Source organism: Emcibacter sp. (assembly GCF_963675455.1).
Taxonomy (GTDB): domain Bacteria; phylum Pseudomonadota; class Alphaproteobacteria; order Sphingomonadales; family Emcibacteraceae; genus Emcibacter.
The window spans coordinates 492,311-506,477 of record NZ_OY776217.1 but is presented as its reverse complement, the minus strand read 5'-3'; the positions used below and the strand labels follow the sequence as shown (position 1 = coordinate 506,477).

The following is a 14,167-nucleotide window of genomic DNA, read 5'->3' as shown; positions in this document are numbered from 1 at the left end:
CTCGAGGCCGGCTTTCACTTTTCAGCGATCAGGATTTCGCGACGCCTTCGGTCAGAATATCACTGATGGTGGTGATTGCCGTTTTCAGATTGATGGGTTTGACAATATAGGCGTTTGCGCCGGCTTGCAGATATCTGGTTTCCGCGTCGCTCATGGCGTTGGCAGTCAGGGCAATGATCGGAATGTCGCGGTAGAGGGCGTCGGCGGCCCGGATCCATCTTATGGCTTCCTCGCCGGTCATGACCGGCATCTGTATGTCCATCAGGACAAGGTCATAGGGGGCGGCTTCCAGGGCCTCCAGGGCGAGCTGTCCGTTTTCAACAATGGTGACGTCCAGTCTCATGGTTTTCAGGGCCTCCCGGATGATCTGCTGATTGATCAGGTTGTCTTCCGCCACCAGAACACGCTGGCCTTTGATCTGATCTGTTTTCCGCTGGTCGTGCAGCGGAGCCGGTTCTTCCCAGGCGGGGGCCTCTATGGTGATGGCACTTTTTTCCAGTGGTAGGCTAAACCAGAATTCAGACCCCACGCCGGGCTCGCTGTTGACACCAATCCGCCCCCCCATCAATTCAGCCAGGCTTTTGCAGATGGGAAGGCCGAGCCCGGTGCCGCCATGCTGGCGCATGCTTGTGCCATCAACCTGCCGGAATCTTTCAAAAATGGCGTTCTGCTGATCTTCCGGAATACCCGATCCGCTATCGCGCACCCTGAAGCAGAGGTCGCCGTTTTCCATTTTTGAAAGCTCAAGTGATACTTCACCGGCCGCTGTGAATTTGACCGCATTGTTGAGCAGATTGACCAGAATCTGTTTGATTCGGCCCGCATCGCCCAGATAGGTTCCCTGGCAGTATTCCGATATGTTGACGGCAGTTTTCAAATTCTTTTTCATCGCCTGGTAGGATACGGTATCCATCGATTCCTTGACGATTGCCATGATATTAAAATCAGTTCGTTCAAGCTGTATCTGCCCGGATTCTATTTTCGCGAGATCCAGAATGTCACTGATGATCGCCAGCAGCGACCGGCCGGATGACATGATTGTGTGGGTATATTCCTTCTGCTGTGAATCCAGGCTGGTCTGCTCCAGCAATTGACACATGCCCAGAACACCATTCAGCGGGGTTCGGATTTCATGGCTCATGTTGGCCAGAAATTCCGATTTCAACTGGTTGGCCTGTTCTGCACTATCCTTTGCGTCGGCGATATCCTTCATGGAACGGCGCAGTTTCAGGGTTGTTTTTTTCAGTTCATTGGTGCGTTCGCGGACGGTTTCCTCAATGGCGATACGTTTGTTCATTTGCTGGACAATGAACAGGGAAAGCAAACTGCCTATGATAAAAACAATGGCGGCCTCGAGGACGGAACGATTTGGGGCGGCAGACGCGGTTTCGGAGGGTGTAACAATCACCGTCCAGATTTTCTGAACATAAGGAAAACTGTATTTATAAATAAAGCCGCCAGGTGAACTATCCTTTAAAACTGTGTCGGTCTTTGTTGCGAGTGCTGCGTTGTTAGATTTTGGTTGATCATTATTTATAATGTCGATCGTCAAATCTTTGTAGATGCCGGCAGGATCGAAGACGTCATTGCTCAGTACATTGTTGTCCGCAATAAGCGAAATGATCAGTCCTTTTATGTCTTCCTCAGGATGTTTGACATTCTCTGGCGGTTTGAAAAAAACCGGCACAATGAGGAAGGCAGCCTTTTTGATATCCGGTATATATTTGGGAACAAAAACCTCGGTAGCTGTAATTTGTTTTGCCTTTATCGCCTGCTCGGCTACTTTTTTGCGTTCCGGGATCGAGAAAAAGTCAAACCCGGCTGTTTTGAAGAAATCAATATTTGTTTCCGGGAATTTGATTGGAAAATACTGGTCCTGATCTTTTCGCCGGTGCGGCTGGACATTTTCATCCAGTTCATAGATGAACGGTATCTCCTCATTTCTTTTCCGCAGGCTTTCCTCGAATGCAGGTCTGTCTTTATGTTTAACCCGGGGCGCCCAAGAGAAAAAACCGATGATCGGGTGCCGGTCCAGAACGCTTCTGGTGAACTGGGAAAAGCTAGTGCCGTCCATGGTTTCACTGGTATTGTAAAAGGTCTGAAGGGCGAACAAAGCTTCTGTATTTTCCCGAATACGCTGCTCCATTCGATAGGCTGCGCTCGCGGCAAGCGTCCGGAACTCCAGCTGTGCGCTTTCAAGAGAATTTTGTTCTATCAACCTGTAAGTGACCAGCGACAGGCCCGCGGAAATAGACAGGAAAAAAAGCAGAGTGATGAATGTATTTTTTCTCATTTATCCCAAATATTAGCTTAATTGCCTCCAAAGCTGGAAATCATTCTAGCATTGCATGACTAGCATAAACAGAAAAAACCACCATATGTTGCAGAGGGTGGCGTTGACAATCGTCGCGCCGTATATTTTTTCAAATATTCGCCTTTTACCCCGTGTTTCAAGAAGCTATAAAGCAGCATACAGGAGTGTCAACCAATAGAGGATGAAGGAAATGGAACAGGCCCTCGCTCGTGCAATGAGACGTTACGCCTCTTCGGTTTCCGTGGTTTCCTGCAGGGGTGCCCAAGGGGAATGTTATGCTGTTACCGCTACGGCGGTCTCTTCGGTGTCTTTTGAGCCTCCCTCCATGCTGGTCTGCCTGAACCGCAAGACGGGTCTTGCAAGCGCTCTGGAGCAGGTGGAAGAGTTTGCCATCAATATCCTGGCAAGCGACCAGGTGACGATCTCCAACGACTGCGCCGGCGGCAGGGAGGCCACGGACAGGGTGAATCCCGAAAACTGGCAGATGGACGAGGGCAAGACACCGGTTTTGAAGGATGCCCAGGCCGTCATTTTATGTCGGCGAACGGAAAATCTGACTTACGGCAGCCATGAAATATTTATCGGCGACGTTATCGGAGCTGACGTGAGAGAGGATATCAAGCCGCTGATTTACCTGAATGGCGAATATGGAACTTTCGTGTCCTTCGGGTCGGATGATGGTACCGATTAAGAAAAGATTATATTCCCTGACAGGTGGGAAGGGAATGTTGAATTCTGATATTGAAAAATCAATTTATTTTGTGACATTAAATCAATAGGGAGATTTAAAGAATGGTTACTATCTACGGAAGTGTTCAGTCAAGAACTGCGACAGGGCTATGGACAGCGCGGGAACTGGGGCTTGACTTTACTCACAAGAACTATGCTACGAGGGGCCCGGAAACACAATCTGAGGAATATCTGGCACTCAATCCCACAGGTAAGGTACCGACACTTGTAGACGGGGATCTTGTTTTGACCGAATCCGCGGCTATTTGCTTTTATCTTGCCCGTCAATATGGCAACGGCAAGCTGCTTGGAGACAATGCCCGGGAAGAGGGTAAGGTCATGCAATGGGTGTTGTTTGCCATGACCGAGATCGACCCCTTTGCTTTTCAGCTTATGCTGGAAGGCCACTACCGGGAAGGGGGCCCCAACGAAGGTTTTTGCACGGAATGCAAGGACTGGCTAAGCGGTTCTCTGAAGACCCTTGATAAGGCCCTTGAAGGTAAGGACTGGCTGATGGGGGATAAATTGACCCTGGCTGATATCATCGGTATCCAGGAAGCGAATTTTGCCGCCTTTACCGGGGCGGATCTTTCCCCCTATGCCAATGTCCAGAACTGGATCGCCCGGGGCACCTCCCGCCCGGCGCATCCCAACAACATGTAACCGGCTCCGAAAAGGAGATTATGGGGGAACCTCTTGAATTCTTCCCGAAAGCAGTGATATGTGTGGGCAATATTTATATTTAAGTTGTTAATTGAGGAATATTGCCCCCATGTCCGGCATTAAAAGAGCAAAGGATTTTCCCCTCGGTGAGGCCCGGGCACTGGTCAAGGACCTGATGACGCCCAACCCTGGCGTCTACTGGCCGGATTTCCTGCTCAGTGCTTTTCTCGGCTGGGCCGCTCTTGCTGCCGCAGTCATGCAGCCCTATGGCAGCTGGCAGTTTGCAGTGGCCTTTGTTGTTTCCTCCCTTGCCCTATACCGGGCGGCTATCTTTACGCACGAGATTGTGCATTTAAAACGCGGCACCTTTATACTGTTCCGCATCGTCTGGAATTTGATTGCCGGCTTTCCGCTGCTGATCCCCTCTTTTACCTATATGGGCGTGCACAGCGACCATCATAAACCGAATATCTACGGTACAAAGGAAGACGGTGAATATCTGCCCTTCGGCGCCCAGGCGCCCTGGAAGAATGTCGCTTATGTCCTGCTCTCGTTTCTCCTGCCGGCGCTTTTCCTTGTGCGCTTTCTGATCCTCACGCCCGTCAGCTGGCTGGTCCCGCCGCTGGGACGCAAGCTTTGGGAAGGCATGTCCTCCCTGACCATTGATCTGAGTTATAAACGTCCGAAACCGACAAAGATGGACGGGGAACACTGGCGTCTGCAGGAGGTCTGTACCTCGATTTATGCAATCACGGCAATGGTTCTGATGGCAACCGGCATCATGCCCTGGAAAGTCCTGGCCGTCTGGTATGGTGTGACCAGTGTGATTTTCCTGATGAACAGTTTCCGCACCCTCGGCGCCCATGCCTATCGCAATCCGGGTGACGAGACGCTGACCGTGGCGGAACAGTTTCTGGACAGTGTTGATGTGCCCGGTGGCGTGATCTCCGCCCTGTGGGCCCCTGTGGGCCTGCGCTTTCATGCCACCCATCATCTGTTCCCGCAGATGCCCTATCACTCTCTGGGGACAGCCTACCAGCGGCTGGCCTCCGATCCGGAAATCGGCCCGCATTTTCTGGAAGCTTCCCGGCCGACGCTCTGGCATGCCCTGAAAACCCTGTGGGCCGATGCGGCGGCCAGCCAGAAAAGCTGATCTGTACTTCTCCTAAAGGTAACTGAGCCACCACTGCTTGTGGGTTTTGCGGTAGTCGGAAAACCATTTGCAGGGCCAGTAAAGCAGGAGGCAGACGATCGCCCAGGCCAGATAGGCCTTCCACAGGACCGGTTCGTATCTTTCAGGCCAGGTGGCTGGATTGAAGAAGATAACGCCAGGTGTGTCCCAGACAAACCGGAACCACAGTGCCGATCCCACATGCAGCAGCAGGATATGCAGGATGTAGAACAGGAAGGGTGTTTTGCCGTAAGTGGCAAATATGGCCCCCATTTTGCCGGTCCATTTTTCCAGCCACGGCAGGAGCAGCAGGGCCGGTCCAAGGGTCATCAGCAGATAGAGCAGGGACGGCGGGTATTTTTCCACATTCATGTAGGACAGAAATGTATAAAAGGTCCCCCGCATCTGTTCTGTCCAGGGAGAGGGATTACCGTAAATATTCAGCCCTCTGAGCGCCAGGAACAGGACAACGGCGCCGGCGCCGTATGTCAGGAAGCACCTGTTCCTGACGGAGAGTTCCGTCTTGAACAGTGGGGCCATGACATAGCCAAGCGCCATAACGGCAAACCAGGGGATTATCGGATAGACAACCAGGAACGGTCCGATCGGGCCGCCGCCCTGGGTCGGATGGAAGCTGGGGACATGCAGGAACGACCACAGCCAGCCCAGGGAGCCGGCATCAGCAGGCGTGACTGTATCGAGCAGGTTATGACCGGCTATGGCCGCGAGGCTGATCACGGCGATCAGGGGCCGGGGCAGAAAAATCAGACCGGCGAGTATCATCATTGAAACGCCGATGACCCAGATGACCTGCATGGTGAAGAACATATAGCCGAACTGCCAGAGGAAGGTGATCACGAAAACTTCGAGCAGGGCGAGCCATATGCCGCGGGTCAGCAGGAACCTGGCCAGCTCACTTTTGCCAGCGCCCCGGGCGTCGGCATAGAGCCAGGCGCTGACTCCGGACAGAAAGATAAACACCGGCGCGCAATAATGGGTGATCCAGCGGGTGAAGAAAAAGAAACCGGTGGTCAGTTCCGGGTTTTCAGGTGCAAATATTGTCGGAGAATAAAAGTCGCGGGCGTGATCCAGGGCCATGATAATCATGACAATACCGCGCAGGATATCTATGCTGATGATGCGATTTCTATGGGCTGGCGTAATAGTTGTCGCAGCCGTATCCCCGGTCTCTGACATTCTTCTTCCCCTTGTTGCGATACACTGTGTTTTTAGATTTTATACAAAACAGTGTAACTCAAACCTGGGTCGGAATAAATGCAGAATTCAAAGGGGCTGTTACGGAAGTGTTATGTCCGGTTTGCGCCGGGTATCCACTTGACGTCGTCTGCGCCATTGTTGTTGAGCCTGCGGCTCATGACAAACAGGTGATCGGAAAGCCTGTTGAGATATTTGATCACTTCTTCATTGACCGTATCTGTTTCTGCTAGTCCTGTAGCCAGCCTTTCGGCCCGGCGGGTGACGGTGCGGGCCTGATGCAGAAAGGCAGAGGCCGGGGAGCCGCCCGGCAGGACAAAGCTGTCCAGGGGCGGAATGTCTGCGTTCATCAGGTCGATTTCCTGTTCCAGCCGCACGACATGCCCGGCAGTGATGCGCAGCGGTTCCCATTTATAACTCTCGGCAAACGGCAGGGCGAGGTCGGCACCGGCATCGAACAGGTCGTTCTGGATCCTGCCGAGCATGCCGTCTTCCGTCGTGAAATCAGGGGTTGACGTATGAAGCCGGACCAGGCCGATGGCGGCATTGGCCTCATCAACGGTGCCATAGGCTTCGATGCGCAGGTCATGCTTGGGCAGGCGGTCACCGTTGGCCAGTGATGTCAGACCCTTGTCGCCGCCCCGGGTATAGATTTTAGTGAGCTTAACCACTGCAGCACCTCATCCGTAAATCATCAGGTAAAGGACAATCAGGAGCAGCGTGATGAACTGGGCAATGATGCGGGCCCGCATGAGCCGGTTGCCGTTTTTTTTGTTGAACTCGCCGCCTTTGCTCATGCTGGCGACGCCGACCAGCATGATTCCCCCGGTGATAATGATACAGACAACAATGAGGATTTTTAGGGCTATCATGCTTTAAAATTCCGTTTCTTAAATATTTTAGTCTGAAAAAAAGTTAAAACTCAGCTTTTTTATCTGGATTGCATATTTTATACGATTCCTGCTTGGCATTTGTCCGGGATTGTATAAAATCCGGGGCTTGCAGGCAAAGTAATGATCCTGTTTATAGACTATTCTTTGTTCTGCAGAAATAACAAAAGCCATAAAGGCCGGTTCTCTTGCGGAGGGGAAGAAAAAAGAGGCTGCTTCAAAAAGCCAAAGCTTTTGAAAGCAGCCCCAGTTGGTATCTGTCAGAACCGCCACCCGATAGATCGGGACAGAGGTCCTGATGGGGATATTCCTGAAGCCGGATCGATTTCCTGTAATCGGTCCGGCAAATTCTTTCAAAGTCTAGCAGACTTTCATCTGGTGGAACAGTCTCGAAAGTATATTCCTTTCGCCGGAATGACTATTTCCACAAAAATCCCGATAAATATGTGCACCACATATCATAGGTGCGCTCGACTTATCAAGTTTATAAAGCCAGGTAGGCGAATTTTTATGCGATCTTTCGGGTATGGATTGTATAATATTCTAAAAATGGGTCATATTTCGGAATAATGAACCGATTTGCGGGGAATTGGCCTTCCGAGGTGGAATATCTCGGGGCAGATAATAACATGTTGAATCCAAAATAAACCGGCGCCTTCAGCCGGTAGAAAAACACATAAAGGGGATCATGAATGCTGAAAAATTTGATTGGCCGGGCAGGAGGTTGCGCGTTGATATCTCTGGCGGGAGCTTGAGGGAGAGGATTAAAAGGGAAGGGCCGGATCAGATCCGGCCCTTTTTCTGTCAAAATCAGGCGAGCAACCGTCTGGCGATCACATCGGCCTGGATTTCGGCGGCCCCCTCGAAAATATTCAGGATACGGGCGTCGCACAGCACCCGGCTGATGGCATATTCCAGGGCATAACCATTGCCGCCGTGGATTTGCAGGGCGTTGTCGGCGGTGGACCAGGCCACGCGGGCGCCCAGAAGCTTGGCCATGCCGGCTTCCAGGTCACAGCGCTTGTCTTCATCCTTCTGGCGCGCGGCAAAATAGGTCAGCTGCCGGGTCATCATGATTTCCACAACTGCCAGCGCAATTTTGCTGTGCACCCGCGGGAAGTTGAAGATCGGCTGACCGAACTGAACCCTTTCAGTAGCGTAACGAAGTCCGAGCTCAAGCGCGCACTGGGCCACACCAAGGGCGCGGGCCGCGGTCTGGATGCGCGCACTTTCGAACGTCACCATCAGCTGTTTGAAGCCGTTGCCTTCCTCGCCGCCGAGCAGGTTTTCCGCCTTGACCTTGAAGTTATCAAAGCCGAGCTCAAACTCCTTCATGCCGCGATAGCCGAGCACCTCGATCTCGCCGCCGGTCATGCCGTCGGTGGGAAAAGGATTGTCATCTGTGCCGCGTTCCTTTTCGGCCAGGAACATGCTGAGGCCCTTGTAGCCCGGTTCGTCCGGGTTGGTACGGGCCAGCAGGGTCATGACATCGGCCCGGGCCGCATGGGTGATCCAGGTCTTGTTGCCGGTGATGCTGTAGTTGTCGCCGTCTTTCACCGCCCGGGTGCGCAGCGATCCCAGGTCGGAACCGGTGTTGGGTTCGGTGAAGACAGCGGTCGGCAGGATTTCGCCGCTGGCGATTTTCGGCAGCCATTTGGCTTTCTGCTCCTCGGTGCCGCCACCCATGATCAGTTCGGCGGCAATTTCCGAGCGGGTGCCCAGTGAACCGACACCGATATAACCGCGGCTCAGTTCTTCGGAGACAATGCACATGCTGGTCTTGCCGAGGCCGGAGCCGTCATATTCCTCGGGGATGGTCAGACCGAAGACGCCCATTTCGCTCATCTTTTCGATGATGTCCATGGGGATATAGTCGTCGCGCTCGTGCCAGCCATGGGCATGGGGGATGACTTCCTCGTTGGCAAAGCGGCGGAACTGGTCGCGAATCATTTCAAACATTTCATCGAGACCAAGATTGCCGAATTCTCCCGTATCCAGACTGTGTTCTACCAGCCGGGCGATTTTCTCCCGGTTTTCCGGTGTATTGCCTGTTTCGGTCAGGAAAATAACTTCTTCAGTGTTGAAGGCGGCAACTTTGTTTGCCGGCACCCACATATTCTCCGGCCGGATGATCTCACCCTGGCTCATGGGGATGCCGCCGCGCATCTGGTTCAGATATTCACCGAAGCCGACCCGCAGGATCAGTTCCTCAAGCTCGGTGAACTTGCCGTCGGCGGACAGGCTTTTGGCCCACTCCAGGGTCTGGCGCAGGGTTTCCGCATAGGTGGCCAGCCAGGAAAAGCCGTGTGAGGCAAACTGATGCTGTTCCATCAGGGTGCGATCCAGCCGGTCCTCTTTGACCAGATGGGCGCGCAGGTTGCTCCGGGCGCTGGCAACCAGTTTGTCTGCGGCAACCAGGGCTGCCTCGCAGGCAGGAAACAGGTCGAATATCATGGTCTGTCTCCCTAGTCGTTATTACCCGCTTCAACAGCATCTTCAAAAGTGGTCAGGCCCGGTGTTTTGGCGGAGACAAGCACGGCCATGTTGCCCGGCTTATGCAGGTTTTTCCACATTTTGGTATGGGCCCGGGGAATGTCGTTCCAAGAGAAGACCTCGGACATGCAGGGATCGATCCTGCGATCAATCACCAGGCGGTTGGCCTGTGACGCCTGTTTCAGGTTGGCGAAATGACTACCCTGTATACGTTTCTGGCGCATCCAGACAAAACGGGCATCAAAGGTGATGTTGTAACCGGTGGTGCCGGCACAGAAGACCACCATGCCGCCGCGTTTTACGACGAAACAGGAAACCGGGAAGGTGGCTTCGCCAGGATGTTCAAAGACACAGTCCACGTCGTTGCCCTTGCCGGTAATGTCCCAGATCGCCTTGCCGAAGGCACGGGTGCGTTTCAGGTAGTCATTGTAATTTTGAGTTTCATTGACCGGCGGCAACTGGCCCCAGCAGTCAAATTCCTTGCGGTTGATCACGCCTTTGGCGCCAAGCGACATGACGAATTCACGTTTGTCTTCTTCCGATATTACACCGATGGCATGGGCCCCGGCGGCGGCAATCAGCTGAATCGCCATGGAACCAAGGCCACCTGAGGCCCCCCACACCAGCACATTGTGGCCCGGCCGCAGGATGTGCGGGCGGTGACCGAACAGCATGCGATAGGCGGTCGCCAGTGTCAGAACGTAACAGGCGCTTTCTTCCCAGGTCAGGTGTTGCGGGCGCGGCATCAACTGGCGGGCCTGGACCCGGGCGAACTGGGCAAAGGAGCCGTCAGGCGTCTCATAGCCCCAGATGCGCTGGCTGGTGGAAAACATGGGGTCGCCGCCGTTGCATTCCTCGTCGTCGCCATCATCCTGGTTGCAGTGAACTACCACTTCGTCACCAACCTTGAAGCGTTTGACCCTGCTGCCGACCTTATAAACAATTCCCGAGGCATCGGACCCGGCAATATGATAGTCTGCGCCGTGCACGTCGAAAACGGACATCGGGATGCCGAGACCGGCCCAGACGCCGTTATAGTTGACGCCGGCCGCCATGACCAGAATCAGGACCTCGTCCGAATCGATTTCCGGCACATCCACAACTTCCTGCTGAAAGGACTGCTCGGGCGGACCAAGTCGGTCCGGGCGTATGGCCCAGGCATACATCTTGGCCGGTACGTGGCCGATGGGGGGAATTTCGCCGACCTCGTAAAGGTCTTTCTTCTCGAATTTGCCTTCCAGGTTTTCCCGTTCGGCAATTTCCTCAGCAGTTAATTTACTCATGTTGTCCCTCGAATAAGCTGTATGTTTGTCCCTTATTGCCATGGCATCAAATCCGGATGATGATCTGGATCCGGATTTTGCATGGTGTCCCGCAGCAAATGTGTTACTATATTAACTTCATTTTTTATTGCATCGCAATAATAATTATATTATTTCTTATTTCAGGTCTAGTGAGAAATAATATTTTTTTAATTCCGCTAATAGAGTAACAAAAAAATTAAATGCAGAAAATGCTTTATGTTGCTTTGCGGAAAAGAGGGACAGAGTAAGCATGGAAAGATCGCAAAAAGACAGGCCCTGGCTGTTCAGGACCTATTCCGGCCATTCATCGGCCAGGGCCTCCAACGACCTGTACAGGACGAACCTGACCAAAGGCCAGACCGGCCTTTCCGTGGCTTTTGACCTGCCGACCCAGACCGGATACGACAGCGATCATATATTGTCCCGGGGGGAAGTGGGTAAAGTGGGCGTGCCGGTCTGCCATCTGGGCGACATGCGTACCCTGTTCGACCAGATCCCGCTGGAACAGATGAATACCTCCATGACCATCAACGCCACCGCGCCCTGGTTGCTCGCCCTCTATGTGGCGGCGGCCGAAGAACAGGGTGCGGACCGGACCAAGCTTTCGGGCACCGTCCAGAACGACCTGATCAAGGAGTATTTAAGCCGCGGCACCTATATTTTCCCGCCCCGGCCGAGCATGAAGCTGATCACGGACGTGATCAGCTTCACCTACCGGGAAATTCCCAAATGGAACCCGACCAATGTCTGTTCCTACCACCTGCAGGAAGCCGGGGCGACACCGGTCCAGGAACTGGCCTATGCGCTGGCGACGGCGGTGGCGGTGCTTGATTCGGTGCGGGACAGCGGCCAGGTGCCGGCAGCGGATTTTCCGAAAGTGGTTGGCCGTATCAGCTTCTTTGTCAATGCCGGCCTCAGGTTTGTCACTGAAATTGCCAAGATGCGGGCCTTTGTGGAGCTGTGGGACGAAATCACCCGTGACCGTTACGGGGTGGAAGAGGAAAAATACCGGCGTTTCCGTTACGGGGTCCAGGTCAACAGCCTCGGTCTGACCGAACAGCAGCCGGAAAACAACGTTTACCGCATCCTGCTCGAGATGCTGGCGGTGGTGCTCAGCAAGAAGGCCCGGGCCCGGGCGGTGCAGCTTCCGGCCTGGAACGAGGCGCTTGGCCTGCCGCGTCCCTGGGATCAGCAATGGTCCCTGCGCCTGCAGCAGATCATGGCTTACGAGACCGACCTTCTGGAATATGATGACCTGTTTGACGGCTCCACGGTCATAGAGGCCAGGGTGGAGGCGCTCAAGGAGGAAGCCCGTGCCGAACTCGCACGAATCGAGGAAATGGGCGGCGCTATTGCGGCCGTCGACAGCAGCTATATGAAACAGAAGCTGGTGGAATCAAATACGGCCCGCCTGAAAGATATCGAGAGCGGCGATCAGGTTGTGATCGGCGTCAACAAGTTTACCGAAACCGAGCCTTCGCCGCTGGTCAGCGAGGAAGACGGCGGCATCATGACCGTCGATCCGGCGGCCGAGGCGGAACAGATTGAACGCCTGATGGCCTGGCGCGAGAGCCGGGATGCCGGGGCGGTGGAGGCGGCGCTTGCCGACCTGAAGCAGGCGGCGCAGGAAGGACGCAATATTATGGAGCCGTCGATCAATGCGGCGAAAGCCGGGGCAACGACGGGGGAATGGGCCCAGACCCTGAGGGATGTGTACGGCGAATATCGCGCCCCGACCGGAGTCGGCAAGGCCGCCCGGGGCGAAGCCGGGGACAGTCTGGAAGCGGTCCGCAAACAGGTGGATGATGTCAGCGAAAAGCTGGGACGGAGGCTCAAGTTCCTGGTCGGCAAGCCGGGTCTTGATGGCCATTCCAACGGCGCCGAACAGATTGCCGTGAAGGCCCGGGATTCCGGCATGGAAGTGGTCTATGAAGGCATTCGCCTGACCCCGGCCCAGATTGTCAATGCAGCGCTGGAGGAAGGGGTTCATGTGGTGGGCCTGTCGATCCTGTCCGGCTCCCACCTGCCGCTGGTGCGGGATGTCATGGACCGCATGAAAAAAGCAGGGCTTGAGGATATTCCGGTGATCGTCGGCGGTATTATCCCGCCGGAGGATGAAAAACAGCTTCTGGAAATGGGTGTGGCCCGGGTCTATACTCCCAAGGACTATCAGATGTCCGAGATTATGGCCGACATCGTCGGCATTGTCGGCCGGCGGCATAACCAGTATCCGCGCTGACCGGGCAGATTGATTTCTTCTGAAATATATGCTATATAAAATTTCAGGAGAAAAATATGGTGCAGGCAATCAAAACATATCCGGAAACGAATCGCGCCCAGGATAAAGAAAGAATCCTGAGCAGCGCTGTTGCGCGGGCGGCAGAATTCCTTGCCGTTTCCAACCGGGACCTTGCAGAGATCCTGGGCCTGTCCGAGGCCTCGGTCTCCCGCCTGCTCAAGGGACAGTATCAACTGAAGCAGGGGCGCAAGGAATTTGAACTTGGCGCTCTGTTCGTGCGCCTGTTCCGGTCGCTTGACGCCATGACCGGTGGCGATGACAGGTCAAGCCGATCCTGGCTCCGGGCTGACAATCTGGCGCTTCATGGAGCGCCGATTACTCTGATTAAATCCATTACCGGGCTTATGGGGGTCGTCACCTATGTGGACAGCCGACGCGCTAAGCTCTGAGGCGCGCTCCTACCGGCGGGACATCTGGCGTCTGGTGGAATTCCAGCACAAGTCCGCCACCATGCGGCTGACCGACACGCTGGAGGACCAGGCCCTGCTGGAAGATATACTGGAAGAAAGCAAGCCGGCCCTGCCGGTCTATGCCCGTACCCTTGATTTCCTGCTGTTCACACCTTTTCGTTATGTGACTTACCCGCACGGGTCCCGCTTTCGCCGGGCCGGGGATCTGCGCGGCGTCTATTACGCTTCCGAAACAGTGACAACTGCCGTGGCCGAGGCCGCCTGGGGGGCCTGGCTTTTCTTCCGGGACTCGCCGGAGACGGTCCTGCCGGAAAATCCCCTGCGCAAGACGGCCTTCTCCGTCCTCTGCCGAACGGACAGGCTGATTGACCTTGCCTTGCCACCGCTCGACCGGGATGCAGAGACCTGGATGTCGCCAGAGGACTATAGCGGCTGCCAGATCGTGGCGGAGACGGCGCGGGAAGCCGCCATCGACGTCATCGGTTACCGGTCCGTGCGCGACCCTGAAGGGGGTAAGAATGTCGCTGTTCTGACCCCGGACCTGTTCAGGGGACGAAAGGTGAAGGACAGCCGGACATGGGAGTTTCTGGTGCGCCGGCCCGGTGTGCGCGCCTGGTGCGACCTGCCCGCGCACAGCAGGGAATACCGGTTTGCCTGAGCGGAAAATCTGCCCGTGGGC

Annotated in this window: 13 protein-coding genes; 6 read left to right on the top strand and 7 right to left on the bottom strand. The window is 54.7% G+C overall.

Annotation, left to right across the window (positions count from 1 at the left end):
- Window positions 1–28: 28 nt before the first annotated feature.
- Complete coding sequence (locus ACORNT_RS02335; protein ID WP_321394824.1) at window positions 29–2,293, bottom strand: ATP-binding protein; 2,265 nt, start codon at window positions 2,291–2,293, stop codon at window positions 29–31.
- A gap of 211 nt (window positions 2,294–2,504) precedes the next feature.
- On the opposite strand from ACORNT_RS02335, the gene ACORNT_RS02330 reads away from it, so the two are divergent.
- From ACORNT_RS02330 to ACORNT_RS02320, 3 genes are all read left to right on the top strand, one after another.
- Window positions 2,505–3,005: a flavin reductase family protein gene (locus tag ACORNT_RS02330; RefSeq protein WP_321394821.1), complete on the top strand. Its 501-nt coding sequence runs from the start codon at window positions 2,505–2,507 to the stop codon at window positions 3,003–3,005.
- 101 nt (window positions 3,006–3,106) lie between these two features.
- Window positions 3,107–3,706: a glutathione S-transferase family protein gene (locus ACORNT_RS02325; RefSeq protein ID WP_321394818.1), complete on the top strand. Its 600-nt coding sequence runs from the start codon at window positions 3,107–3,109 to the stop codon at window positions 3,704–3,706.
- A 109-nt stretch (window positions 3,707–3,815) separates the two neighbouring features.
- On the top strand, window positions 3,816–4,859 hold the full coding sequence (locus tag ACORNT_RS02320) for a fatty acid desaturase (protein ID WP_321394815.1): 1,044 nt from the start codon (window positions 3,816–3,818) through the stop codon (window positions 4,857–4,859).
- Window positions 4,860–4,871: 12 nt separating this feature from the next.
- On the opposite strand, the gene ACORNT_RS02315 is transcribed toward ACORNT_RS02320, so the two are convergent.
- The 6 genes from ACORNT_RS02315 to ccrA form a co-directional block, all read right to left on the bottom strand.
- The gene (locus tag ACORNT_RS02315) at window positions 4,872–6,074 is read right to left on the bottom strand and encodes a DUF1624 domain-containing protein (RefSeq protein WP_321394812.1); all 1,203 of its coding nucleotides are present in this window, start codon (window positions 6,072–6,074) and stop codon (window positions 4,872–4,874) included.
- Window positions 6,075–6,184: 110 nt separating this feature from the next.
- Entirely contained in the window at window positions 6,185–6,763 is a 579-nt protein-coding gene (locus tag ACORNT_RS02310; protein ID WP_321394809.1) for a cob(I)yrinic acid a,c-diamide adenosyltransferase, read from the bottom strand.
- 9 nt (window positions 6,764–6,772) lie between these two features.
- Window positions 6,773–6,964, bottom strand: coding sequence for a twin transmembrane helix small protein (locus ACORNT_RS02305; protein WP_321394807.1), 192 nt, complete (start codon window positions 6,962–6,964; stop codon window positions 6,773–6,775).
- 27 nt (window positions 6,965–6,991) lie between these two features.
- Window positions 6,992–7,339 carry a hypothetical protein gene (locus tag ACORNT_RS02300; protein WP_321394805.1) on the bottom strand — a complete coding sequence of 116 codons (348 nt, stop codon included), beginning with the start codon at window positions 7,337–7,339 and terminating at the stop codon, window positions 6,992–6,994.
- 453 nt (window positions 7,340–7,792) lie between these two features.
- A complete protein-coding gene (locus tag ACORNT_RS02295) occupies window positions 7,793–9,436 on the bottom strand; it encodes an acyl-CoA dehydrogenase family protein (protein ID WP_321394802.1) in 1,644 nt (547 codons plus the stop codon).
- 11 nt (window positions 9,437–9,447) lie between these two features.
- The gene (gene ccrA / locus ACORNT_RS02290) at window positions 9,448–10,758 is read right to left on the bottom strand and encodes a crotonyl-CoA carboxylase/reductase (RefSeq protein WP_321394799.1); all 1,311 of its coding nucleotides are present in this window, start codon (window positions 10,756–10,758) and stop codon (window positions 9,448–9,450) included.
- 271 nt (window positions 10,759–11,029) lie between these two features.
- Here ccrA and ACORNT_RS02285 point away from each other — a divergent pair, with 271 nt between their 5' ends.
- Genes ACORNT_RS02285 through ACORNT_RS02275 form a run of 3 tightly spaced genes read left to right on the top strand, consistent with a single transcriptional unit; the run spans window position 11,030 to window position 14,146 of the window.
- Complete coding sequence (locus tag ACORNT_RS02285; RefSeq protein ID WP_321394797.1) at window positions 11,030–13,018, top strand: protein meaA; 1,989 nt, start codon at window positions 11,030–11,032, stop codon at window positions 13,016–13,018.
- Window positions 13,019–13,074: 56 nt separating this feature from the next.
- On the top strand, window positions 13,075–13,467 hold the full coding sequence (locus ACORNT_RS02280; RefSeq protein WP_321394795.1) for an MbcA/ParS/Xre antitoxin family protein: 393 nt from the start codon (window positions 13,075–13,077) through the stop codon (window positions 13,465–13,467).
- Window positions 13,439–14,146, top strand: coding sequence for an RES family NAD+ phosphorylase (locus tag ACORNT_RS02275; protein ID WP_321394793.1), 708 nt, complete (start codon window positions 13,439–13,441; stop codon window positions 14,144–14,146). The genes ACORNT_RS02280 and ACORNT_RS02275 overlap by 29 nt, the downstream gene beginning before the upstream one ends.
- Window positions 14,147–14,167 lie beyond the last annotated feature (21 nt).